At 60.2% G+C, this 24773-nt stretch carries 24 protein-coding genes; 7 read left to right on the top strand and 17 right to left on the bottom strand.

What is annotated here, in order from left to right; genetic code table 11:
- Window positions 1-195: 195 nt before the first annotated feature.
- The 8 genes from ACR0L1_RS17755 to ACR0L1_RS17790 all read right to left on the bottom strand — a co-directional run bounded on the left by ACR0L1_RS17755 (window position 196) and on the right by ACR0L1_RS17790 (window position 9722).
- On the bottom strand, window positions 196-2649 hold the full coding sequence (locus tag ACR0L1_RS17755) for a GcvT family protein (RefSeq protein WP_480505298.1): 2454 nt from the start codon (window positions 2647-2649) through the stop codon (window positions 196-198).
- Window positions 2650-2738: 89 nt separating this feature from the next.
- On the bottom strand, window positions 2739-3683 hold the full coding sequence (locus tag ACR0L1_RS17760) for a GlxA family transcriptional regulator (RefSeq protein WP_480505296.1): 945 nt from the start codon (window positions 3681-3683) through the stop codon (window positions 2739-2741).
- A gap of 4 nt (window positions 3684-3687) precedes the next feature.
- The gene (locus ACR0L1_RS17765; RefSeq protein WP_170774764.1) at window positions 3688-4581 is read right to left on the bottom strand and encodes a homocysteine S-methyltransferase family protein; all 894 of its coding nucleotides are present in this window, start codon (window positions 4579-4581) and stop codon (window positions 3688-3690) included.
- Window positions 4582-4595: 14 nt separating this feature from the next.
- Complete coding sequence (locus ACR0L1_RS17770) at window positions 4596-5648, bottom strand: zinc-binding dehydrogenase (RefSeq protein WP_480860129.1); 1053 nt, start codon at window positions 5646-5648, stop codon at window positions 4596-4598.
- Between the two features lie 2 nt (window positions 5649-5650).
- Window positions 5651-8098 (bottom strand): GcvT family protein, encoded by a 2448-nt coding sequence (locus ACR0L1_RS17775; RefSeq protein ID WP_480860131.1) that lies wholly within the window; start codon window positions 8096-8098, stop codon window positions 5651-5653.
- 15 nt (window positions 8099-8113) lie between these two features.
- Window positions 8114-8494 (bottom strand): GFA family protein, encoded by a 381-nt coding sequence (locus ACR0L1_RS17780; protein WP_170791189.1) that lies wholly within the window; start codon window positions 8492-8494, stop codon window positions 8114-8116.
- Between the two features lie 4 nt (window positions 8495-8498).
- The gene (locus ACR0L1_RS17785; protein WP_170783066.1) at window positions 8499-9122 is read right to left on the bottom strand and encodes a LysE family translocator; all 624 of its coding nucleotides are present in this window, start codon (window positions 9120-9122) and stop codon (window positions 8499-8501) included.
- Window positions 9123-9722: a helix-turn-helix domain-containing protein gene (locus tag ACR0L1_RS17790; protein WP_237218064.1), complete on the bottom strand. Its 600-nt coding sequence runs from the start codon at window positions 9720-9722 to the stop codon at window positions 9123-9125. It lies immediately after the preceding gene.
- Window positions 9723-9824: 102 nt separating this feature from the next.
- On the opposite strand from ACR0L1_RS17790, the gene ACR0L1_RS17795 reads away from it, so the two are divergent.
- Window positions 9825-10091, top strand: a complete 267-nt coding sequence (locus ACR0L1_RS17795; RefSeq protein WP_237215654.1) for a DUF1294 domain-containing protein — start codon at window positions 9825-9827, stop codon at window positions 10089-10091.
- A gap of 6 nt (window positions 10092-10097) precedes the next feature.
- Here the strand turns inward: ACR0L1_RS17795 and ACR0L1_RS17800 are convergent, their stop codons facing one another.
- On the bottom strand, window positions 10098-10550 hold the full coding sequence (locus ACR0L1_RS17800) for a GAF domain-containing protein (protein ID WP_480860134.1): 453 nt from the start codon (window positions 10548-10550) through the stop codon (window positions 10098-10100).
- A 94-nt stretch (window positions 10551-10644) separates the two neighbouring features.
- Window positions 10645-11817 carry a thiolase family protein gene (locus tag ACR0L1_RS17805; RefSeq protein WP_480860136.1) on the bottom strand — a complete coding sequence of 391 codons (1173 nt, stop codon included), beginning with the start codon at window positions 11815-11817 and terminating at the stop codon, window positions 10645-10647.
- Between the two features lie 105 nt (window positions 11818-11922).
- Between ACR0L1_RS17805 and ACR0L1_RS17810 the strand changes: the two genes are divergently transcribed.
- The 3 genes from ACR0L1_RS17810 (at window position 11923) to ggt (ending at window position 14521) form a co-directional block, all read left to right on the top strand.
- Window positions 11923-12261 carry an STAS domain-containing protein gene (locus ACR0L1_RS17810; RefSeq protein ID WP_480860138.1) on the top strand — a complete coding sequence of 113 codons (339 nt, stop codon included), beginning with the start codon at window positions 11923-11925 and terminating at the stop codon, window positions 12259-12261.
- A gap of 32 nt (window positions 12262-12293) precedes the next feature.
- On the top strand, window positions 12294-12734 hold the full coding sequence (locus ACR0L1_RS17815) for an ATP-binding protein (RefSeq protein WP_480860140.1): 441 nt from the start codon (window positions 12294-12296) through the stop codon (window positions 12732-12734).
- Between the two features lie 209 nt (window positions 12735-12943).
- A complete protein-coding gene (ggt, locus tag ACR0L1_RS17820; RefSeq protein WP_480860142.1) occupies window positions 12944-14521 on the top strand; it encodes a gamma-glutamyltransferase in 1578 nt (525 codons plus the stop codon).
- Window positions 14522-14545: 24 nt separating this feature from the next.
- Here the strand turns inward: ggt and hspQ are convergent, their stop codons facing one another.
- Entirely contained in the window at window positions 14546-14872 is a 327-nt protein-coding gene (gene hspQ / locus ACR0L1_RS17825) for a heat shock protein HspQ (protein WP_170774786.1), read from the bottom strand.
- Between the two features lie 80 nt (window positions 14873-14952).
- Between hspQ and ACR0L1_RS17830 the strand changes: the two genes are divergently transcribed.
- Together ACR0L1_RS17830 and ACR0L1_RS17835 are read left to right on the top strand one after the other, a co-directional pair.
- The gene (locus ACR0L1_RS17830) at window positions 14953-15834 is read left to right on the top strand and encodes an AEC family transporter (RefSeq protein WP_170791202.1); all 882 of its coding nucleotides are present in this window, start codon (window positions 14953-14955) and stop codon (window positions 15832-15834) included.
- A 60-nt stretch (window positions 15835-15894) separates the two neighbouring features.
- On the top strand, window positions 15895-16476 hold the full coding sequence (locus ACR0L1_RS17835) for a transglycosylase SLT domain-containing protein (RefSeq protein WP_170774790.1): 582 nt from the start codon (window positions 15895-15897) through the stop codon (window positions 16474-16476).
- Window positions 16477-16488: 12 nt separating this feature from the next.
- Here ACR0L1_RS17835 and ACR0L1_RS17840 read toward each other — a convergent pair whose 3' ends face one another.
- The 4 genes from ACR0L1_RS17840 to ACR0L1_RS17855 form a co-directional block, all read right to left on the bottom strand.
- Window positions 16489-17085: a LolA family protein gene (locus ACR0L1_RS17840; protein WP_170791204.1), complete on the bottom strand. Its 597-nt coding sequence runs from the start codon at window positions 17083-17085 to the stop codon at window positions 16489-16491.
- 39 nt (window positions 17086-17124) lie between these two features.
- On the bottom strand, window positions 17125-20010 hold the full coding sequence (locus ACR0L1_RS17845; protein ID WP_480505285.1) for a DNA translocase FtsK: 2886 nt from the start codon (window positions 20008-20010) through the stop codon (window positions 17125-17127).
- Between the two features lie 14 nt (window positions 20011-20024).
- Window positions 20025-21206: an aminotransferase class I/II-fold pyridoxal phosphate-dependent enzyme gene (locus tag ACR0L1_RS17850; protein ID WP_480860145.1), complete on the bottom strand. Its 1182-nt coding sequence runs from the start codon at window positions 21204-21206 to the stop codon at window positions 20025-20027.
- 107 nt (window positions 21207-21313) lie between these two features.
- Window positions 21314-22642, bottom strand: coding sequence for an amidase (locus ACR0L1_RS17855; protein WP_480505281.1), 1329 nt, complete (start codon window positions 22640-22642; stop codon window positions 21314-21316).
- A 52-nt stretch (window positions 22643-22694) separates the two neighbouring features.
- Here ACR0L1_RS17855 and ACR0L1_RS17860 point away from each other — a divergent pair, with 52 nt between their 5' ends.
- Window positions 22695-23957 (top strand): FAD-dependent monooxygenase, encoded by a 1263-nt coding sequence (locus tag ACR0L1_RS17860; RefSeq protein ID WP_480505279.1) that lies wholly within the window; start codon window positions 22695-22697, stop codon window positions 23955-23957.
- On the opposite strand, the gene ACR0L1_RS17865 is transcribed toward ACR0L1_RS17860, so the two are convergent.
- Window positions 23954-24133, bottom strand: coding sequence for a Trm112 family protein (locus tag ACR0L1_RS17865; RefSeq protein ID WP_170355381.1), 180 nt, complete (start codon window positions 24131-24133; stop codon window positions 23954-23956). The genes ACR0L1_RS17860 and ACR0L1_RS17865 overlap by 4 nt on opposite strands.
- On the bottom strand, window positions 24130-24771 hold the full coding sequence (locus ACR0L1_RS17870; RefSeq protein ID WP_480505277.1) for an LON peptidase substrate-binding domain-containing protein: 642 nt from the start codon (window positions 24769-24771) through the stop codon (window positions 24130-24132). Before ACR0L1_RS17870 ends, ACR0L1_RS17865 begins: the two co-directional genes overlap by 4 nt.
- Between the last annotated feature and the right edge of the window lie 2 nt (window positions 24772-24773).

The raw sequence follows: 24773 nt of genomic DNA on the forward strand, positions 1-24773 counted from the left end.
CAAGAAAACTGTGAAGAACCCTATCAAGAAATCTGATACGTCGCACCCAAGTCTGAGCATCAAGATGCGAGGCTCTGCCTCGCGCTCCGGGATATTTATTGCCAGATGAATGAAGGATTCCTGCTTCATTTGGCTTCAAATATCCCGGGGGAGTCGCCCGGAAAGGGCGGCGAGGGCAGCGTCCCTAGTTACGGCTCAATCTTTTGTACGCTCGGACTTGGGATCATACATCGGCTTCAGGGATGCTTCGGCTTTGACCTTCACGCCGCAGACGTCGATCTCATAGCTAGAAGCCAGTACATCGGCTGCCTTTTCACCCGCGCACGGCACATACCCCAGGCCGATTGCCGCGCCCAGCGTGTGACCGTAGTTGCCCGAACTCAGATATCCCACATATTCGCCATCCCGCAGAATGGGTTCATTGTGGAACAACAGCGGCTCAGAGTCGGTCAGTTTGAACTGAACCAACCGGCTTTGCGGTCCACTTTCTTTACGGGCAATAACCGCCTCACGACCGATGAAATCACTGCCCTTGTCGGTTTTAACGGCAAAACCCAACCCCGCATCGACCACGTGATCCTCGCAAGTAATGTCATGGCCGAAATGGCGAAAGCCCTTCTCGATCCGGCAAGAGTCCATCATATGCATCCCGCAGAGTTTCAGACCCATATCTTGCCCGGCCTCGTAGAGGATTTCGAACACGTGGCCCGCCATGTCGGAGGAGACGTAGATCTCCCACCCCAGTTCACCCACATAGGTGACGCGATGCGCGCGGGCGAGGCCCATGCCGATCTCGATCTCTTGCGCTGTGCCAAACGGGTTGGCCGCGTTCGAGAAATCGGCAGGCGAGACTTTTTGCAGCAACGTGCGTGCGTTGGGACCCATGACGGCCAGAACGCCCTCGCCTGCCGTGACATCAGTGATGACCACGTTGAACCCACCCGCGTGGCGTTGCATCCAGGTTTGATCGGCCAAACGCGTGGCTGCGGGGGTGACGACCAGATAGGCGGTCTCGGTCAGGCGGGTGACGGTCACGTCTGCCTCGATCCCACCGGTGCGGTTCAGGAACTGGGTGTAGACGATCTTGCCATTGGGCACTGAGTAATCGCCACCTCCAATGTAGTTCATGAACGCCTCGGCATCCGGCCCTTCGACGCGGATTTTGCCGAAAGAGGACATGTCATACATGCCGACATTCTCACGCACCGCGCGGTGTTCGGCGGCAGAGTTTTCGAACCAGTTCTGACGTTTCCAGCTATAGTGGTATTCGCGTTCCTGACCTGCATTGGCGAACCAGTTGGCGCGCTCCCACCCGGCCAGTTCACCCATGACGGCACCCTGTTCCAGCAGGTGATGGTGGAAGGGCGTGCGCCGCACGCCACGCGCGGTGGCCTTTTGGCGATAGGGGTAATGGTCGGCGTAAAGCAGTCCCAGCGTTTCCTTGGACCGTTCAAACAAGTATTTTTTGTTGCCCTGAAACGGCTGCATCCGGCTGATATCCACATCGCCCAGATCAAACGGCTTCTCACCGCTATCCATCCACTCGGCCAGCGCCATGCCTGCGCCGCCTGCGGATTGGATACCGATCGAGTTGAACCCGGCTGCGACCCAGACATTGTCCATCTCGGGCGCGAGACCCAAATGATAAGCATCATCGGGGGTGAACGATTCTGGCCCGTTGAAGAAGGTGTGAATCCCCGCCTCGGCCAGCATCGGCATCCGGTTCACCGCTGCCTCAAGGATCGGCTCGAAGTGGTCGAAATCCTCGGGTAGTTGGTCGAACTCGAAACTGTCGGGGATGCCCTCCATGGCCCATGGCTTCGCGTTGGGTTCAAATGCGCCCAGCAGGATTTTGCCCGCGTCTTCCTTGTAATAGGCGCACTCATCCGGCACGCGCAGAACCGGCAGCTGGGTCAGGCCGTCAATACTTTCGGTCACGATATAGAAATGCTCACACGCGTGCAGCGGGACGTTCACGCCTGCCATGCGCCCGACCTCATGCCCCCACATGCCCGCGCAATTCACCACCATATCGCATTCGATATGGCCCGAGGCGCTGCCGTCATCGGCAATCCAGTCAACGCCCGTGACTGTACGCCCCTGCTTGACGATCTCGGTGACTTTCACCCGTTCCTTGACGATCCCGCCGCGTTGCCGCGCGCCCTTGGCCAGCGCCAGTGCGATATTGGCCGGGTCGCCCTGCCCGTCCAGCGGCAGATAGACCGCGCCCTTGACGTCTTCGACATTCAGATGTGGGTACATCTCCTTGACGCGCTCGTTCGAGATTTCTTCGACCTCGACCCCAAAGGCGCGGGCCATGGCGGCCTGACGGTAGATCTCTTCCTTGCGTTCCTCGGTCAGCGCCACGGTGATAGAGCCGCAGCGTTTGAACCCCGTGGCAACACCGGTTTCTTCTTCGAGCGAGCCGTAAAGTTCCTGACTATATTTCGCCAGTTTGGTCATGTTCGCCGTCGCCCGCAACTGTGCGATCAGGCCGGCAGCGTGCCATGTGGTGCCGCTGGTCAGCTGCTTGCGCTCCAGCAGAACGACATCACTCCAGCCCTTCTTAGTCAGGTGATATGCGACCGAGCATCCGATGACGCCGCCGCCGATGATGACCACACGGGCCTTTGGGGGAAGATCAACCATCCTGAAATCTCCGCACTGTCAGGTTTGGGCCAAAATGCCACGAAGGATCGACAATAAATGCACCAAAAGCGTCACAAAACGAGTAATTTTCACCGATGTGTCGCGCGCTTTTCGCGACGCAGAACAAAGGGCGTGACGCCGAAAAAGCTTTTGTAGACCGAGGAAAACCCGTTTGGGAATCCACAGGCAAGGCCGATCTCGCGCACGCTCATGGTGGTATTGAGCAGCAGGTTATTGGCCTTGGCCAGCCGCATCTCGCGGTAGAAACCGTTGGGGGTGGTGCCGAAGAAGATCTTGAACTTCCGCTCAAGCGAGCGGTTGGACAGATGCAGTTCCTCGACGATCTGATGGATCGGCAGGGGATCTTCGATATTGGCCTGCATCAGCTTGATGCACTGGTCCAGTTTGGCATCCCCGGTGGCGGTCAAACGCGTGCCGGAAAACGGCTGCATCGAAGAAAAATCGCGGATGTTCTCGTGCAACATGATATCGGCCACGGTCATCTTGGCGGGCCCCGAGATGTGACGGCCAATCACCGACAGCGCCACATCCGTCGTCGCCTCCATCCCCGCGCAGGTGACGACGGCGCCTTGCTGGGTGGCGATGGAGAGCTTGGCCTCGAACCGGGCGCCGCGTTCGCGCAGGAATGAGGCGTTTTCCCAATGGGTTGCCATATCCTCGGTCCCGTGTTCGTCGATGTAACGACTGGCGGCTTCGGCCAGCAGAAACACCTGTGCGCCGCGATATGTGTAATCCGAAACCACGCGGCCCAGCGAAAGGTCGGGATGGTCAGGGTCGGTATTGCCGATAACAAACAGGTAATCCGCCTTGGGCTGGGTGCAGACAGCCTCGGTCTGGATCATCGCATCGCTGCTGGAATGGATCGCTCCACCCTTCAGGGATTTATACGCATAGGTAAAGGGCGGGTGCGGACAGACGCGATTGGCCAGACGCAGCACCTCGACCAGCGACGCCAGTTCCAGCAGCACATAGCCAGGGGCGACGAGGATATCGAAATGCTGCTGTGCCGCCATCGCCCTAGACGATCCGGTGTCGGGCGGCGTGCAGCGCGTGGGCCAGCGCCTCGATATGATCGGGGCCGACCTCGCAGCAGCCGCCGACAATGGTGGCCCCGTGTTCGACCCACTTCATCGCGAAATCGGCATAGGCTTCGGGGGTCAGGTCACGACGTTCTTCCAGCGCATCAACAGTGGGGGCGTCTTCCAAAAACCCTTGCGTGATGCCAGTGAAGCCATTGGCATAGGCCCCGTAAGGGCGGCCCATCGTTTCAAGGATCATCAGCGCGGGCATCACCGATTCCGGGCGAGTACAGTTGATCAGAACCGCATCGGGCGCGAAGCGATCGACCAGCGGCGCAACCTGCGCCAGATGCTCACCCGAACGCAGGCGGGTGCCGTCATTGTCCATCACTGACAGCGCCAGCCAGACGGGTTTGGTTGCGCTTTCCGTCCCGCGCAACGCGCCTTCGGCCTCTTGCAGGGACGAGACGGTTTCCAGCAGGAATAGGTCCACCCGGTCGTTCATCATCTGCACCAGTTCGGAAAATTTCACCGCTGCATCGTCTACATCGGGCTTCAGGTCTGGTCTGTACGACGCCAGCAGAGGCCCCAGCGCCCCCGCAATCCGTTTGTGGCGTGATCCGCGCGCACGTTCGGCCTGGGTCAACGCTTGGTCAATCAGATGAGGCAGTTGATCCTCGATCCCTTCCCGCACCAAGCGCGAGCGGTGGACGGCATAGGTATTGGTGGTGGCAACCGTCGCGCCCCGTTGGAAGTAATCCGCGTGGACCTGACCCACCAGGTCGGGTTGGTCGATCATCACGCGCGTCGACCACAGAGGTGTGGGTTTTTCGCCGCCGCGTTTGACCAATTCCTGCCCGATCGAGCCGTCCAACAGGGTTATATCCGCCATAGCCTTACCTTTCCTCAGGGAATGAGAACCAGTTTTCCCGCAAATGTTTTGGACTGAAAGTCCGCTTGCGCTTTGGTGATATCTCTTAGCGGATAGGTTTTTGAGATCAAAGGTTTGATCCGGCCTGCATTCATCAGTTCGACTAATCGTCCGAAGACCTCGAACGCCTGATGGGTGCAGCCGTGGATGGTGATGTCGCGCAAATAAATGTCGCGCAGATCTGCCTGAACGATGGGTCCGGCGATGGCACCAGATACCGCATACTGCCCGCCGGGTTTCAGCGACAGGATCAGGTTGGGCCACGCGGGACCGCCGACGACGTCGATCACCACATCGAACATGTCTTTCGGCAAGGGCGCGTTACGGTCAAACGTATCCGTTGCCCCTTGATCTTTGACCACATCGGCTTTGGCTGGGCTGGTGACACCCCACACGGTCGCTCCGCGCAGTCGGGCTAGTTGCACCGCGGCCAGACCGACCCCGCCCGAGGCCCCGGTGATCAGTACCTTGTGGCCTGTAGTCACGCCTGCACGGGTCAGAAGGTTCTCGGCCGTTCCAAAAGCGCAGGGAATGGCCGCGATCTCGGCATCAGATAGCGGAGACGCTGAGACGTCGTACAGGTCCGACGCTTCAACCAGGCAATATTGCGCGAAGGCCCCGTCGATCTCAGACCCCAGCGCGATGAAGCCGGTCGGATTGCCGGGGCGTGGGCGCGGCAGGTTGATCGGGCAGGTGACGCGCTGACCGGGTTGGAACCCAGTCTCGGGTCCGGCAAGTTCAACGATGCCGCACAGATCGCCGCCCTGAATGCGCGGGAACTCAAGCGCACCGCCCCAACCGCCCGCGTCGACCTCCTGATCCACAGCATCTGTCGCGCCGGTCACATCCGAGGAATACCAGCCGACGCGCGTGTTGATGTCGGTGTTGTTCACCCCGGCTGCCGCGACCCGGACCAGAACCTGACCGGGTCCGGGTTGCGGAACGGGAATATCCGCGCGAAATTCCAGCGCCTCGGGCCCGCCGTGGCGGGTTAGGTGAACGCCCTGCATAACGCGCGGAACAGCCATGGTCAGGCCCGCAGCCGGTCGTTGGCCGGATCCCAGAGGGGTTGATCCTCTTGCACCACAGCGGGGTATTTCTGACCGTAGATTTCGACCTCCAACGCGGTGCCCGGATTTGCCAGTTCCGACTTGATCATGCCCAGCGCGATGGATTTGCCCACGCGATAGCCCCATGCGCCGGACGTCGTCTCACCCACGATCTGATCGCCTTGCCAGATGCAGGACATATAGGGCGCGTCGCAGTCACCTGCCTCGACCGTCAGAGTCACGAACGACTTCTTCACCCCCTGCTGCTTTTCATTCAGGATCGCGGCCTTGCCGGGGAAATCCTGCGGCTTGTCTAGTTTGACAAAACGCCCAAGCCCGCCTTCCAACAGCGAATAATCGGTGGACAGATCGCCCTTCCACGCGCGGTAGCCTTTTTCGATCCGCAGCGAGTTCAGCGCATACATGCCAAACGGCGTGGCACCAGCCTCAAGGATCGCGTCATAGATCGCAGGCATGTCGTCGTTCAGAGCGTGAACTTCCCAACCCAGTTCGCCAGCAAAGGATACGCGGATCAGATAGGCAGGTTTCCCTGCCACAGTGGCGGCCTGATGGGTCAGCCAGCCCAGCGACAGATCGGCATCGGTCAGACCCGAAAGAATGTCCCGCGCTTCCGGGCCAGTGACGATCAGCGTGTCGCGTGTGGTGGTCACATCCTCGACACTGACACCTGAGGGCATCGCATTCACCAGAATGTCCCGGTCATGCCATTGCGCGGTGGCGGCGGTGATCATGACGAACTCATCCTCACCCAGACGCAGGCAGGACATTTCGGTCAGGATGCGGCCCCGGTCGTCGGCGATATAGACCAGATTGATCCGGCCCACCTTGGGCAGACCGCCAGTAACCAGCCCGCGCAGCGCCTCGGCAGCACCTTCCCCCTTGACCATGAAGCGCGAGAAGCCCGGCAGGTCCAGCACGCCGCAATGGTCGCGCACGGCCTCGCATTCTTCTTTGATCCGCTGCTCCCACGGGCCGGACCGGCCCCATGTATGCGTTGCTTCCAGCGAGGTATCGTCGCCCGGCCTGGCGAACCAATTGGCGCGTTCCCAGCCGTTATAGGCGCCCATCACACCGCCTAGTTCCTTGATCTTGTCATGAACCGGAGACAGCTTCTTATCGCGCGCTGCAGGCCATTCATGATGCGGGAAGTGCATGGCGTATTCATTGCCGTAGACCTCCATACCCTTCTGATTGCAGTAGTCCTGATCGGTGTAATCGGTGTAACGACGCGGGTCGACGGCCCACATATCCCATTCGGTCGCGCCATCGACGATCCATTCGGCCAGCACCTTGCCTGCGCCGCCGCCCTGCGCGATGCCGAAGGTAAAGGTGTGCGCCTCGAACGCGTTGCTTACGCCGGGCATCGGCCCGATCAGAGGCAACCCATCCGGCGCGTAAGGGATCGGCCCGTTGATCACCCGACCCACGCCCGAGGTTGCCATCAGCGGCACCCGTTCCATCGCGTCAGTGACGATGTATTCGATCCGGTCCAGATCATCGTTCCAAAGCTGGAAGCTGAAATCCTCGGGCATCGGATCGTCTTCGGTCATCCAATGGCCCTTGCAGTTGGGTTCATAGGGACCAAGGTTAAAGCCGTTCTTCTCCTGCCGCAGGTAATACGAGATATCCACGTCGCGCAGCAGCGGCAGCTTGCCGCCGTTTTCCTTCGACCATGCCTCAACCTCGGGGATTTCGTCGGTCAGCAGGTACTGGTGGCTCATGACCATCGCAGGCACCGTGCGCCCGCCAAAGGGTTTGAACCATTCCCCCACGCGCTGCGCATAGTACCCGGCGGCGTTGACCACATAGTCACAGTCGATATCGCCCTTATCGGTGTGAACGGTCCATGTGCCATCGTCGTGCTGTGTCACCCCGGTTGCCGGGCAGAAACGGATGATCTTTTGCCCCATGTCCCGCGCGCCTTTGGCCAGAGCCTGCGTCAGCTGCGCCGGGTCGATGTCGCCGTCGGTCGGATCGTACAGAACGCCCTCAAGATCATGGGTTTCAAGGAAGGGATAGCGCTCTTTGGCCTCTTCCGCTGTCCACATCTCCATCGGGATGCCTTGATAACGACCCATGGACAGGGCGCGTTCGAACTCCTGCATCCGTTCCTTGCTATGCGCCAGTCGGATCGAGCCCGAGACGTGGTAGTTCATCGGGTAATCGACCTCATCCGCCAGCCGCGAATACAGCTCGGTCGAGTAGCGCTGCATGTTCATGATCGCCCATGAGGTCGAAAAGGTCGGCACATTGCCCGCCGCGTGCCACGTCGAGCCCGCTGTCAGTTCGTTCTTTTCCAGCAGAACGCAGTCGGTCCAGCCCTTCTTGGCCAGATGGTAAAGCGATGAACAGCCGACGACGCCGCCGCCGATGATGACCACACGGGCCTTGGTTGGAAAATCACTCATGGTTTTGCTTCCCTGTTAGTGTGCCCGCTGGGGCAGATCGTCTTTGATGTCGTAGTAGTCGCCCTTGTCGGCGACGAAGATATGTTGGGCGAGTTTCAAGCCGGTGGGCTCGTCCAGAGACCCTATTGAAACCGCAATCGTGTCCTCATCATTATGCTGCCAAAACAGGAACGAGCCGCAGGCGCTGCAAAAGCCGCGCTTGGCGATGTCCGAGGCGCGATACCAACCCAGCGTCTCGCTGGAGGTAAAGCTGAGGTTGTCCTGATGGGTTTCGCAGGAGGCCCAGAGATGACCCGATTGCCTGCGGCATTGGCCGCAATGGCAGGCGTTGGGTGCGGCGAGGTCTCCGTCAATGGTGAAGGCGACCTTGCCGCAGAGGCAGGAACCGGTGTGCATGTCTTTACCCCCTTGCTGTAGGCGTTGCGCTGGTACCCAGCAACACACCGTAGATGATGAAACAGGTCGCCATCACGCGGCGGACCCAGATATTGAACACAGCGCCCAGCGCGGCCTTGCCCATCAGCGCGCCCAACAAGGTAAATCCGGTGTAGCTGAGCGTTGTGATGACCAGAGCGGTGGGCATGATCACTCCCATCTGCTGCCAGACCGGAACCTCGGGTTGAACGAATTGCGAAAACGCCGCCAGATACCCGGCCACGCTTTTGGGATTGATGGTCGCCACTGCCAGTGCGTGCAGATAAACGTGGCGCGCGGGTCGCTCGGACGCGGGCGCGGGTTTGCTGGCATTGATCCAGCCGCGGATGCCCATCCAGATCAAGAACCCCGCGCCGATCAGTTTGGCGATGAAAAACCCGGTGGGTGACGCCGCGATCAGCGCCGTGACGCCCAGCGCGGACAGGATCAAAAAGGCGCTGGCCTGTGTCAGGATCGCCAGCACGCCCAACATAGCCCTGGCAAAGGGCAGGCTCATTCCGTTTGAGATGCAATTGACCGCATTCGGCCCCGGTGTGGTGACGAACACCACCCAGAACAGAGCGAATATGGTCCAGGCCTCGAAGCTCATTCAATACACCGGCGGGGCGATGACCCAGATGGCCACGGCGGGCTCATCATAGGGGTTCGCCCAGTGATAGGGTTCGTGTTTGATACGGAAACTGTCGCCCGGCCCGACCGAGAACTGCCGTCCTCCAATCGTTAGGTCCAACCGCCCCGAGATCATATAGCCCACCTCTTGCGTCGGACGATTGGCAGGGGTCTGCATCTGCGAGCGGGGCTCGAAGGTGGAATGCACCATCTCAAAATCATCGGTCAGATCGGGTGAGAGCAATTCCTCGATCAGTCCTTCCTCACCCGATCCCATTGGACGGCGCGAGCCTGCGCGGACGACATATCCCTGTTCGGCCGCCGGGGCGGCAGAATGGGCAAACAGCATCGACATGGGCACGCCCAGACAATCGGCCATCTGTCGCAGGTCCGAGATGGACGGGTCAGACATATCCCGCTCGACCTGGCTCAGCCAGCCGACCGAGCGGCCCAACCGCGCCGCGATCTCGCTCAGCGTCAGCCCGCGCGCTTTGCGCAGGGCGCGGATATCGGCGCCAAGGGTCGCGCTTTGGGGGGCCTGCGAGTTCAATTGCCGCTCCGCGTTGTCGTGAAATTTCATCCCTGTTTTTCACGATGGCGCGAATCGATGAAAAAACCAAGCGTTTTTTCACTTGGGTCACGCGGCCGGGTTCGGTATCGGTCACGCATGTGGATAGCAGTGATGTATCTGTGGGCGATCAATACCCTGACTCTGCTGGCCTTTGGCTGGGACAAACTTCGCGCGCGGCGGCGCAAGCGCCGGGTGCCGGAACGCCGCCTTTTGTGGCTGGCGGCGCTGGGTGGCGGCCCCGGAGCCGTGGTTGGGCGCTGGATTTTTCGCCACAAAACCCGCAAAGGCCGGTTTTCAGCATGGCTGTTTGCAATTCTGATAGTTCAGGCCGCTGCTTGCTATGCGGCCTTCACCTATCTGCCCCCGTTGCTGGGCTAACCGACCTTAACGCGCAAACACATCGCGCAAGATGGCAGCGAGCTCATCAGCATCCGCTTGGGTAAACGCATCTGGTAGATCGCTGTCGATATCAAACACCGCGATCACCTCACCCTGCGAGTCAAAGACAGGCAGTACCAGTTCAGACCGGGTCGAGGACTCACAGGCGATATGACCAGGAAAAGCCTCCACATCGGGTACAATTTGCACTTCTCCGGTGCGGGCTGCTGCTCCACAGACGCCGCGTGCAAACGGGATCACCAGACAGCCATGTCCGCCCTGATACGGCCCGATCTTCAACACCTCGGGCTCGGTCACGCGATAAAACCCGGTCCAGTTGAAGCGGTCATCGCTGTGATGCACCTCGCAGGTGACAGTGGCCATCAGGGCGACCTGATCCGTTTCGCCTTCGGTCAGGGCGGCGATGGTTTTTGCGAGGGTGGAATAGTCAACGGTCATGGCAGCACTTTGAGGCAAGGGTATCAGGGGGCGCTGCCCCCTCATGAGCCAGTGGCTCAATTCACCTCCGCCGTATTTGAAACAAGAAGAATGGTCAAACGCGTTCTATGGCAATGGCGGTGCCTTCGCCACCCCCGATGCAGATGGCCGCAACGCCGCGTTTGAGGTTTCGTTTCTCGAGCGCATTCAGCAATGTGACCATGATCCGCGCGCCGGATGCGCCGATGGGATGGCCCAGAGCGCACGCGCCGCCATTCACGTTCACCTTGTCGCGCGGCAAACCCATTTCGTGCATGAAGGCCATGGGCACGACGGCGAAGGCCTCGTTCACCTCCCACAGGTCCACATCATCAGTGGTCCAACCGATCTGCGTCAGCAGTTTTTGCGCGGCAGGCACCGGGGCAGTCGTAAACAGGCCGGGGGCCTGTGCGTGGCTGGCATGGCCCAGAATACGGGCGCGGATGGTCAGGGCTTGCGTCTGGGCGGCTTCCTCCGACGCCAGCACTAAGGCCGCAGCCCCGTCCGAGATCGACGAGGCATTGGCCGCTGTCACCGTTCCATCCTTGCGGAAGGCCGGTTTCAGGGTCGGGATTTTCTCGGGCCGGGCCGAAAGAGGTTGCTCGTCGGTGGATTGTGTGACGTCCCCTTTGCGCGTTTTCAGGGTAACAGGCGTGATCTCATCCGCAAAGGCGCCGGTTTCTTGTGCCTCCAGCGCGTTCGACAGAGACTGCAGCGCGTAGTCATCCTGTGCCTCGCGGGTGAACTGATAGGCCTCGGCACAATCCTCGGCGAAGGCACCCATCAAACGCCCCTTGTCATAGGCGTCCTCGAGCCCGTCCAAAAACATGTGGTCAACCACCTGCCCATGGCCGATCCGGGCGCCGCCGCGCATTTTGGGCAACAGATAGGGGGCGTTGGTCATGCTCTCCATCCCGCCAGCAACCATCGTGTCTGCGTGCCCCAAGGCGATCTGGTCATAGGCCATCATCGCAGCCTTCATTCCCGACCCGCACATCTTGTTGAGGGTGGTCGCGGGAACCTCTTCACCCAGACCGGCGGCGAAACCTGCCTGCCGCGCAGGGGCTTGGCCCTGACCCGCGGGCAGGACGCAGCCCATCAGCACCTCGTCCGCAGTATCGGCCCCGGCGCCCTGCAAGGCGGCGCGGATTGCCGTTCCGCCCAGATCAGCGGCGCTGACGCCATCGAACATCCCTTGAAACCCACCCATCGGGGTCCGTGCTGCACCTGCGATTACAACTTGCTTCATCGGGAGGCTCCTTTTCTGCTTTTCCGTATGGATGGATACCGAATGGTAAGAATTGGCGTCTAGCGTATTTCTACGCATGATTTGCAATTCAGAGGACCGGCGCGCATGAGCCTGACCAGCAAAACAACCGACTCGGCCCAGATTATCACGGTGCATTCCGACCGGATCGACGCCGCCATGGCCATCCAGTTCAAGGAAGAGATGCGGCAAGAGGCCGAAGGCGGTGCTGCGCGGGTGGTGCTAGATCTGACGAGGGTGGAATTCATCGACTCCAGCGGTCTCGGGGCGATCGTCGCCACCATGAAACAGCTTGGCAGTGATCGCAGGCTGGATCTGGCGGGGTTGCACCCCTTTGTCGAAAAGGTTTTTCGCCTGACCCGTATGGACACGGTTTTCAAGCTATACCCGACGCTGGGCGACGCGCTTGCGTCCACCGCCGACTGAGCCCGCAGATCGAATGAATAAGCGCCCTGCCCATGTGTACCGGTAACTGCCTGGATCTTCAGTTCTCAGCCACAGCGTCCGATGCCAGCGCGGGCATCGCTCAGCTCAGCGCCTGCCTGAAAGCGCAAGGCCTGCCCGCGCACAAGGCCGGGGACGTAAAAATCGCGCTAGCCGAGGCAATCAACAACGTGGTCGAGCATGCCTATGCCGGGGTCACACCCGCTCAGGTCAAGGTGCGGTGTCGGCTGAACCAAGACTGGCTTGAAATACTGATTTCGGACACCGGCAACCCTCTGCCCGGATTTCGGGTGCCCGAAGGCATGCCGGCGGCGCTGGGGTCATCGCGCGACGAACTGCCCGAGGGAGGATTTGGCTGGTTCCTGATCCATGAATTGACCAGCGATATCCGGTATGAGCGCAGCAACGGCTGCAACAGGCTGTCCCTGCGCTTTGATTTCCCGGACGCCGTGTGACAGGCAAAAGGTCACAATAACGCCCAAATCGAACCATTGTCGCGCCGCAAATCAGGGTCATACATTTACCTGTAGCTCAGATAGCTTCCCTCGGCGCCAAGTGTCACAGCCCCCACCCAGTGAACGGTGCCGAGGAATTTCCCCTTGATTTGACTGGACAATAGATCGACGCGCGATACCTTCGGCGCGAGTTATTGGGGAATACTTTTATGCGCGATTTTCACGTTCCGGGTCGGTCCGAAGTCCTGTCAACGGAAGGCATGTGCGCAACATCGCACCCGCTGGCTGCGCAAGTTGCGATAAGCATTCTGGAACAGGGCGGTAATGCGATGGATGCCGCGATTGCGGGCGCAGTTCTGCTGGGACTGTGCGAGCCACAGATGACCGGATTGGGCGGAGATTGCTTTGTCCTGTTCAACCGTGCTGGCGAAACCAAAATCCGCGCCCTTAACGGATCAGGCCGCGCTCCCGCGATGGCCAATGCGGACGCCTTGCGCTCACAGGGTCTGAATGCGGTTCCCCTGACCTCGCCCGAGGCGGTGACAATACCAGGCGCGGTCGATGCCTTTTGCCACCTGGCCGAAACCGAGGGCCGGATCGGGTTGGATTCGGTCCTTAGCCCTGCCATCCACTATGCGGATACCGGCGTGCCTGTGGCCCCGCGCGTGGCTTTGGACTGGAATATTGGAGCAGCCACGCTGCAAGGATCCGCGCGAGATCACTACCTGATCGACGGCAAGGTCCCCAAAACGGGGCAAATCTTCCGCTCTCCGGGTCAGGCAGAAGTTCTACGCCAAATCGCACAACACGGGCGCGATGCGTTTTATACCGGCGACATTGCCGAGGACATGGTTGCCGCACTGTCGCAATTGGGCGGTGTTCACACGATCGAAGATTTTCGGACCACCCAATGTACCGTCACCCTACCAGTCAACAGCAGCTACAACGGTGTCGAGATGTACGAACACCCCCCCAACGGTCAGGGGGCGACGGCGCTTTTGTTGTTAAATATCCTGAAAAATTTCGACCTTTCCGGGATGGACCCGTTCAGCGCGGAACGTATTCATATCGAGGCCGAGGCCTCAAAACTGGCCTATGACGCGCGTAATCGCTTTATCGCCGATCCTGATCACGCCACGCAGGCTGAAAAGTTCACCGATCAGGCGCTGGCAGATCAGCTCGCCGCCCTGATCGATCCTAAGCGGGCGATGCCAGCCGCCGCTCCGCTGACCGAGGCGATCCACAAGGATACGGTTTATATTACCGTCGTCGATCGGGATCGGATGGCCGTGTCTCTGATCTATTCGATCTTTCACAGTTTTGGGTCGGGCATCGCCTCACCGAAATACGGGATACTGCTTCAAAACCGGGGCGCTGGCTTTACCTTGCAGGCCGGACATCCGAATGAGATGGGGCCGGGCAAGCGCCCGATGCACACGATCATTCCCGGTATGCTGAAACAGAACGACCGCATCACCATGCCATTCGGCGTAATGGGCGGATCGTTTCAACCCACCGGACACGCACGCCTGTTGTCCAACCTGACGGATCACGGGTTGGGATTGCAGGACAGCATCGACGCCCCGCGCGCCTTCGCCGATGGAAACGTTATGAAACTGGAACGCGGAATTCCGCCCAGCGTCGTGCAACAATTGTCAGATCTGGGCCACAACGTTCAAATCCCGGAAACGCCACTGGGTGGAGCGCAGGCTATCCGAATCCGCGATGACGGTGTTCTGGAAGGTGCCAGCGACCCCCGAAAAGACGGTTGCGCTCTTGGCTACTGATCCTGAACGCGCACGATGCGCCGATCAGTTTAGGTGGAAATGCAGCGGGTATGCGCCGTTTTCAAACGGGCCGAACATGTCTGGAATATCAGGATGTTCCACCGGCTCGCCGGACTGATCGGCAACCAGATTTTGTTCAGAAACATAAGCAACATAGAAGGATTGGTCGTTTTCGGCCAACAAATGATAGAACGGCTGATCCTTGATCGGGCGGCTATCTTCGGGGATGGCCTGATACCATTCTTCTGTGTTCGAGAATTCCGGGTCTACGTCAAAAATCACCCCTCGGAAGGGATGTTTCTTGTGACGGACCACCTGGCCCAATTTGTACTTGGCATGTGTCTTCAGCATATCTTCAGCCCCCAAAGAACTTACTACTCTTTTCCCGGCGGAAATGCCAATCAATGATCGGATTTTAAGGGAAACAGTCTGTGAACCTTCTACTAACAGTGTTCGAAATTGCGGCTCCGGTCTTTCTTTTGGCCGGGATCGGATTTGCGTGGGTCAAGCTGGGGTTCGAATACCGGCTGCAATTTGTGACCCGTCTGGGCGTTACGCTGGCGGTGCCCTGTCTGATCTTTGTCGCCCTGATGCAGACCGAGATCACAGCCACCGAGCTGACGCGGTTCACGTTGGCGGCCATCACCGGGCATGTGGTGCTTGCGGTGGCCTTTGGCCTGTTCGTGCGGCTCAGCGGCTTGGATCGCCGCACATTTCTTGCCCCGCTGATCTTTGGCAACACAGGCAATCTGGGGGTGCCGCTGTGCATCTTTGCCTTTGGGCAGGCGGGGCTGGGATTTGCGGTGGTTTTTCTGGCTGTAACGGCGCTCTTTTCCTTTACCTATGGGATCTATCTTGTGGCGGGCAAAGGTGCGTTCGGCAAAGCCGCGCGCGAACCGATGGTCTGGGCCACCCTGCTGGGTGCCCTGTTCCTGTGGCGCGGTTGGGAAACGCCCGTTTTCCTGACCAATACGCTGGACCTGCTTGGGCAAATGGCCATCCCCCTGATGCTGATCACGCTGGGCGTGGCGATCGCGCGGCTGACCTCGCGCAGTTTGGGACAGGCGCTTTGGCTGTCTGCGCTGAAACTGGCGGTGTGCTTTGGGCTGGGCTGGGGCATCGCGCTGGCATTTGACCTGGATAGCGTCGCGTTTGGCGTTCTGGTCCTGCAAATGTGCACCCCGGTGGCTGTGACCTCGTACCTGCTGGCCGAACGGTTCGAAGCGGACGCAGACGCCGTCGCAGGCCTGGTTATGGTGTCAACTGTCCTGTCTGTGGGCGCGTTGCCTTTAATTCTAGCTATTGTGTTGTAGCGATTGTGATTTCCTAAAGGCTCAATCTGCGCTAGAATGAAGAAAAAAGGCACGAGGCACATGAGCAGAATTCTTATCGTACTCTTCGGGGTGCTGCTTTTGGCATCCTGTAGTGGTGGCTCCAAACAGCCGCCCAGCAAGCTAAATGACGCGTGCAGCATTGCGCGTGAACGTCCTGATTTTATCAAAGCCTTCAAAAGCACCGAGCGGAAATGGGGTGTCCCCGTCCACGTTCAGATGGCGACGATCTATCAGGAAAGCCGCTATCGCCACGATGCGCGCACCCCGCATAAATACGTGTTGGGTGTCATCCCGATGGGCCGTCAAAGCAGCGCCTATGGGTTCAGTCAAGCTTTGGACGGCACGTGGGAGGAATACCAGCGCGAAACCGGCAAGCGCCGCGCCAAGCGCGACCGTATCCGCGACGCGTCGGATTTCATCGGTTGGTACATGAACAAAACCAACCAGCGCAACGGCATCCAGCTGCATGACACCCGCAACCAGTATCTGGCCTATCACGAAGGCCATACCGGCTACGCTCGTGGGAGCCATTACAGCAAAACATGGTTGTTGAACGTGGCCAATGATGTGGACGCGCGCGCCAAACTCTATCAGGCACAGCTGGCGGGCTGCCGAATTTAACAGCCCAGCGGGTCAGCGATCGCCTGACCCGCTCCGCGTCCTTTTCGTGAACAGGTCGCTGTTCAGCTTGCCATCAGTTTCCAGCTGCCCCAGCAGAACGGTCGTTTGGCTGCCTGCGTTATCGTGGATCACCCATTTGCGCAGTTCGACCGGATCACCGGTAAACATCAGCTCGATCCGACCCGAATCCGGGTTCTTGGGATCCTGCGCCGTCACGACCGTGGCGGTACCGTCAAAATCGTGACCGACCACCATATTGGCCTGTCCCAGATTCACATTCCGCGCCAGCACCAGCGACAGGGGCGTACGTTTTAGTGGATATTGCTCAGCCGGCTGGTTGGACTTGGGATCAAATATCTGAACGGTTCCAGCCCGCGCCAGTACCACTGCGCTGTTGGGCGGATCATATTCGAACCGCATCTTGCCAGGGCGTTCGATCCACAATTTCCCGGTGCTGAGCGAGCCATCGTCGTTGACCTGCGTGAACGTGGTCTCAACGGTTTTCAGCTCGTTCAGGTAGTTTGATATCTGCGATAGCGGCAGCTTGTCCGCCGCCCACGCGGCGGGTGCGGACAATGTCAAAGCAAGGGCAAAAGCAATCTGTTTCATGAGGCACAGATAGGCCTTCTGCCCTTGTTATTAAATATCCTATTGCTCGGGGACGAGGATTTCGCGCTTTCCGACGTGATTGGCAGCGGAAACAACGCCTTCGTCCTCCATCTGCTCAACCAGACGCGCGGCTTTGTTGTAACCGATGGCAAGTTTCCGCTGGATATAAGAGGTCGAGCACTTGCGATCCTTGATCACAATCGCCACAGCCTGATCATAGAGAGCGTCCTCGCCATTGGTGTTGCCACCGGTATTCAGGCCAAGAACTGCATCGATATTGTCGGCCTTTTCCTCGGCCGGACCATCGACGACACCGCTCATGTAATCGGGCGGGCCGAACTGTTTCAGGTGGTTGACGATTTCTTCGACCTCTTCGTCCGACACGAACGGGCCGTGGCAGCGAGTGATCTTGGCCCCGCCAGCCATATAGAGCATGTCGCCCTGCCCCAGCAGTTGCTCGGCACCCATCTCGCCCAAAATGGTGCGGCTGTCGACTTTCGAGGTCACCTGGAACGAGATCCGGGTGGGGAAGTTTGCCTTGATCGTACCGGTGATCACATCGACCGAAGGCCGCTGCGTCGCCATGATCAGGTGAATACCCGAGGCCCGTGCCATCTGCGCCAGACGTTGGATGCAAGCTTCAATCTCTTTGCCCGCGACCATCATCAGGTCGGCCATCTCGTCGACGATGACGACAATGTAGGGCATCGCCTCGGGCGCGAATTCTTCGGTCTCGAAGGTGGGTTCGCCGGTTTCATCGTCAAAGCCCGTTTGGACCGTGCGGCTGAACATCTCGCCCTTGGCCAACGCATCCTTCACACGGCCATTATAGCCCGCGATATTGCGCACGCCCATCTTGGACATCTTGCGATAACGATCCTCCATCTCGCCAACGACCCATTTCAGGGCGACAACCGCCTTTTTCGGGTCGGTCACAACGGGCGACAGCAGATGCGGGATACCGTCATAAACAGACAGTTCCAGCATCTTGGGGTCGATCATGATCAGGCGGCATTCATCAGGCGTCAACTTATAGAGCAGCGACAGGATCATCGTGTTGATCGCCACCGACTTACCGGACCCCGTGGTCCCTGCGATCAGCAGGTGAGGCATCTTGGCAAGGTTCGCCACGACTGACTCACCGCCGATATCCTTACCCAAGGCCAACGGCAGCGCATGGTTGCCGTCGCCGAAATCACGGCTGGCAAGGATTTCACGCAGCACCACCATCTCGCGATTTTCGTTGGGCAGTTCGATGCCGATGACCGAGCGCCCTGGCAAGGTCGAAACACGCGCCGACAGCGCCGACATCGAGCGTGCGATATCGTCGGCCAAACCGATCACACGGCTGGCTTTCAGACCGGGCGCGGGCTCTAGTTCGTACATAGTAACAACCGGACCCGGGCGAACACTGACGATCTCCCCCTTGACGCCATAGTCATCCAGAACGTTTTCCAGCATCCGGGCGTTTTCCTCCAACGCTTCATCGCTGAGGTGATGGCGTTGAATGTTCGCCGGGTTGGCCAGCAGGCCCAAAGGCGGCAATTCGAAATCGGAATGCTTGTCCTCGAACGACAGCGCAGGCTGCGCTTCGGCCTGCGCGCGGCGCGAAGGCTGAGGCGCGCGGCGCACAGGTTGCGCGACAACCGGTTTGCGTGGCTCCGCCACGGGGATTTTCATCGCGGGCCGAGACTGCAGCGCAGGCTCGGGCGTGTCCTCGAATACGGCGTCGTCATAGTCCGGCTCGGGCGCGAAGTCCTGATGTAAGGGCTCCTGCCATTCGGTCGGTTCTGCCGTCAGCATCGACTTGGGCGGCAAACCAGTCGAAGTCATCGGCGGTTCCGGCGGCAATTCGCCCGCACCTGAGTTCAGGATCAACGGATCAGGCCCACGCCCCCGCCCCTTGGTCAGCGGCAGGTTCGGGTCATATTCGGGCGCCATCTCACCCGCGGCGACCTTGCGGTTGCGTACAGCGGCGGAAATCTTCGACCGGATGCGGTCCTCGCCTGGCATCTCGTCAACATCGACCAGAGATTCCCGGTCAATGAGTTCGGGCTCGGGCATCGGATCGGGGCGGCGGATCAGATCGGGGATGCGTGACAGCAGGCCCGGTTTCGCGGGCTCGGGCGCGGTCAGCGGCGGTTCGTCAAAGACCGGGTCGGCGTAGGCCAGTTCATCTTCGAATACAGCCTCCGCGGCCTCGGCGCGCGCGACCTTGCGCTCATCCCATTGCGCTCGGCGATCACGGGCGGCCTGCGCGGTCGCGGCGGCCCCACGACCCAGCAGGTTCATCAACCCGTCATAGGACATAACCAAACCCAGCAGAAACGCCCGGAATCCTTTGCGCACATCGTCGCGCGTGAAGCCCAGAACAAAAACGCCTAGCGCCAGCAACCCGAGCGCCATGGCCAGTGACATCAGCTTGACCATGAAATGCGATGCGACCGGCAACAGTGTCAGCAACGCGCCCATGACGGTGTCGCCAAACAGCCCGCCCAGACCAAAACTATGGGTCGAACGCCAAGCCTCATCGGGCACCAAAGTCGCTGCATAGACCGAGACGACGGCAATCCAAATCGGCGCAAAGATCAGCCGTGCAATCGCGCGATCCTCGCCAAAATGCCCGGCAAAGCGCACGCCCCAGCCGATCAGGACCAAGGCGATGCTCCAACTGCCCCAGCCCACGATCATGAACAAGGGTGCCGCGATCGAGGCCCCAATCCGCCCCATCCAGTTCTGCACCGGCGCATCGGTCGAGACCATCCAGTTCGGATCATCCGGCGTGTAGGACCAGATCATCGCCGCCGAGGCCAACCCCAGCAGGATCAAGGCAATCCCGATCAGCTCTTTGCTGCGCCGTTCGATGGCGGCTTGCGTTGTACTGTCCAGCAATGGATCGCGGTTGCGCGCGTTCAATGATGCCATTTTGCCCTCGTACCTCACGAATAGATGCAGTCGCGGAGCGTAATCAGCCCCTGCTGCAACTCTGTTTTTGGAGCCACAAGCGCGGCCCGAATAAAATGCTCGCCCGGGTTTTGCCCCGGATCGCCTTGGGAAAGATATGCGCCCGGCAGAACCCGAACCCCGGTTTCACGCCACAGCTTCAGTGCGGTCTCTTCGCCGTTGTCGACCGGTAGCCACAGGAAGAACCCGGCCTCGGGTGACATGTAACCTTGCACGCCCGCAAACACCTCATCCGCGATAGCGTATTTTTCCTGATAAAGCGCGCGGTTTTGGATGACATGCTCTTCGTCGGCCCAAACACGTGCAGCGGCGGCCTGCAACGGCAGGGGCAGTGGCGATCCGGCATAGTTGCGCAGCTGCTTGACCCGTTTGATCGTATCCGGCCCGCCCGCAATCAGACCCGAGCGTAACCCTGCCAGGTTCGACCGCTTCGAGAGTGAGTTGAACAGCACCACACGTTCGGGGTCTGCGCCCATCTCTTGCGCGACGGTCAGGGCGCCCACTGGTGCCTCTTCACGGTAGATCTCGGAATAGCATTCATCCGCGAAGATGCGGAAATCGTACTTTTCGGCCAACCCGATGAGTTCGGCCCAATAGTCGCGCGAGGCCACAGCGCCCTGCGGGTTGGCGGGCGAACAGATATAAGCCGCGACAGTGCGGTTCAGCACATCCTCGGGCAGGCCTGCATAGTCGGGCAGATGGCCAGTGGCGGCAGTGGCCGATACAAAAACAGGTTCCGCCGCGACCGAGATCGAGGCTACCATATAGACCTGATAGAACGGGTTCGGGCACAGGATGACCGGCTTCTGGCCATTCTTTTCCTCGGGGCACAGCGCCATGGCGGCGTTATACAACCCCTCGCGCGTGCCGTTCAGTGCCATCACGTTGGTGTCGGGGTCCATCGTCACGCCATAGCGGCGCGCGATCCAGTCGGTGATCGCGCCACGCAGCTCGGGTGAGCCTTCGTTGGGCGGATAACCTTGAAACCCTGCGGCATTCTCAGAGATGACATCCGTCACCCAGGCCGGGAAATCATGCATCGGCGCGCCGATAGTCATGTGAATCACATCGCCGCCCGGCTGATGGTGGTCCAACAGGGTGCGCAGACGCGGGAAAGCGTATTCCGGTAGGTTCGAAAACCGCTCGGGGAAATTCATATCTACTGCCTCAAGTTCGGGATCATACCGCCCCGTTTTAAGGCAGGTTACAGGCCGCACCCCACTTCGTCCAGACAAAGTGGCGGCGAATCAGGGGATTGTGGCATTCAGGCCAATGCCGCCTCGGCCGCTGATCCGATCCGTAGCAGAGCCTCCTCGGACCCCGGATAGCCCATCATCATCAACCCGCAGCCCGGTGTTCCTGTCGGCAAGGTCAGCGCGGCCAGACCCATCAGGTTGCCGATCCGCGTGTTGCGCAGGGCCAGCAGGTTTTCGGTGACGTAGTAGTCGTGATCGGTCAGCAAACGCTCCAGATTGGGCGGCAGAATCGGCGCTGTTGCAGCCAGAACAGCATCAAACCCGGATGTGGCCACATCCCAGGCAGCGCGAGAGGCCTTCAGCTTGGACCACGCCGCGATGTAATCCGCACCCGAGACATTCTTGCCCGTGCGGAACCGTTCGAGGATTTCTGGATACATCGCATCCGGGTTGGCTTCGATCACATCGCGCCACAGGCCATAGGCCTCGGTCGTGTAAAGCACACCAGACAGCGCCATCGCATCCGCCAGTTCGGGCACTTCCAGCGGCACGATCTCGGCCCCTGCATCGCGCAGACGCTCCAGCGCGCTGTCATAGGCGGCACGAGGAGCGTCGCGCAGGTCATCCTTGGCGATGTTTTGCAGATCGGCAAAGCGGCGGCCTTTCAAGCCAGCGCCACGCAGGTCGGCGGGTGTGCGGCCTTCCAACAGGGCTAGCATATGCGCCGCGTCCTCAACCGACCGGGCCAGCGGGCCCACAGTGTCGAAGCGCAGGCACAGTGGTACCGTGCCTTCAAGGCTGACCCGCCCTGCGGTTGTTTTCAGACCCACCAGATTGTTCCATGCGGATGGAATACGAACCGAGCCTCCGGTGTCGGACCCAATCCCACAGGCCGCCAAGCCCCAAGCGACCGATGCCGCCGCGCCTGAGGATGACCCGCCCGGCACGGCATCCACATCATCAATGCAGGGCGGTGTGTCGGTGATGGGGTTCAGACCAAGGCCCGAGAAGGCCAACTCGCTCATATGGGTTTTGCCCAGACACACCGTGCCCATGGCCGTGGCGTTGCGCACGACAACCGCGTCCGCCTGCGGCACACGGCCTTTCAGCAGGGCTGATCCGGCCTCGGTCCCGGTACCAGCGGTATCGAACAGGTCTTTCCAGCTGATCGGCACCCCGTCCAGCAGCGACCGGCGCAGACCCAGCGCGGCGCGATCCTGCGCGGCTTTCGCCTCGGCCCGGGCGCGATCATGGGTGACGCGCGCATAGATGCGGTCGCGGTAGGGATGGGCGTCGATGGCGGTCAAATAGGTCTCGGTCAGCTCGACCGGATCAATCTGGCCCATGCCGATCCCCCGCCCCAGATCACACGCCGTCATGGTCAACCAGTCCTGCATCCCTGCCCCCTTGGAAAATTCTGCTGACGGGACGGTAGCGACAGGACCGCACATGGACAATCCCGAAAGGGCGCGCATATTGCGAGGCATGGAACACAAGACCGATATCCTGATCGTAGGCGGCGGGCTGAACGGCCCGGCTTTGGCTTTGGCGCTGGCCCAAACAGGGCATTCTGTCACCGTGATCGACAGCTTGGCCCAGAAAGTCCGCAAGAACGCTGCGTTTGACGGGCGTGCCTATGCACTGGCGCTGGCCTCGCAACGGCTGCTGGATGCTGTGGGCGTGTGGGATAAGGTCTCTGGTCACGCCCAGCCGATGCTTGAAATCAAGGTCACGGATGGACATGCGGGCGTGGGCCCCTCGCCGTTCTTCATGCATTTCGACCATGCCGAGATCGAAGAGGGCCCGATGGGCTACATGGTCGAAGATCGCCACCTGCGTCGTGCCTTTCTGGACGCCATGGCCGACGAGACCCGGATCACGCAGATCAACGGACGCACGGTTGTCGCGCAAGAGGCTGACGCGACCGGCGTGACCGTGAAACTGGATGATGGCGCGACCGTGACGGGCGGGCTGTTGGTGGGCTGCGATGGCCGCCGCAGCGGCACCGCTGCGCGCGCGGGCATCAAGCGGACGGGGTGGGATTACGGCCAAACCGCGCTGGTGTGTGCGATTGAACATGACCTGCCCCATCACGGTATCGCGCATCAGTTCTTCATGCCGCCCGGCCCGCTGGCCATCCTACCGCTGACTGGCAATCGCAGTTCGATCGTCTGGAGCGAACGGTCCGAAGCTGCCGAGCGCATCAATGCTCTGTCCGAGGCCGACTATATGCAAGTCCTGCGCCCCCGCTTCGGCGATTTTCTGGGCGACATCCGGCTGCAAGGTGACCGGTTCACCTATCCGCTGAACTTGACCATCGCCAATTCCTTTATCGGCGACCGCATGGCGCTGGTGGGCGACGCCGCCCACGGTATGCACCCAATCGCAGGGCAAGGCCTGAATGCCGGTCTGCGCGATGTGGGCGCATTGGCCGAGGTTCTGACCCTAGCTGGGCGACGGGGTGAGGATATCGGATCGGTGCTGGTGTTAGAGCGTTATCAGGAGTGGCGGCGCTTCGACACGGCCTCGCTGGCGATGGCGACAGACGTGTTCAACAAGCTGTTTTCCAACGACAATCCGCTTCTGCGTGCAGGCCGCGATATCGGGATGGGAATCGTCGGATCGCTGCCAGGCCTACGACGCGGCTTTGTGCGCGAGGCCGCCGGGTTGACCGGGGACCTGCCCAAATTGCTGCAGGGTCGCGCGATTTAGTCCAGCTCGCGCGCCTCATCCACCAGCATCACCGGAATGCCATTGCGGATCGGAAAGGCCAGACCGGCGGCTTTCGACACCAGTTCTTGTTTGTCCGCATCATAGTGCAGGGTCGTGTGGGTCTGCGGGCAAATCAGCGCCTCGAGCATGTGACGGTCAAACGCGTGTTCAGTCATTGCAAATGTTCCTCGCTCGATCCGCCGCGCATGGCGAATTCGATCAATGTTACCAACGTCTCGCGCCGGGTCCGTAAGCACGGGGCCTCAAGCAGGGCTTGTTTCTCTTCAGGGTCGAAATCCAGCAGCATGGACAGCGAATTTACCAGCAACTCATCATCCGCGTCTTTCAGCGTGTCCCAATCGGTCGAAAGATTCTGCGACGAAAAGAATTTTTCCAACAGATTCAGGAACCGCGGTCGATTGAACCCGTCATCCTGTTCGGTTTTGCCCAAGTCCCGGTCGAACCCGTCCCATGACACCGCGCACCGCCGATAAGGGGTAAAAGCGTCGAGTTCAGATTTCACCCGAAACCGGGAAATGCCGGTCAGCGTGATCAGATAGCGCCCATCCTCGGTTTCAGAGAACTGAGTGACGCGTCCGGCGCAACCGATCTGATGCAGTTTGGAGTCGTTGTTCTGACAGGGGTTCGGCTGCACCATTCCGATCAACCGCTCAGGCGTTTTCAGGGCATCGTCCAGCATCTGCAAATAGCGCGGCTCGAAAATGTGCAGCGGCAGGCGCGAACGGGGCAACAGCAACGCCCCGGGCAAAGGAAAAACGGATACCGTTTCCGGCAGGTCGGCGGGATGCATCATAG

Source organism: Ruegeria sp. J8, assembly GCF_056531925.1.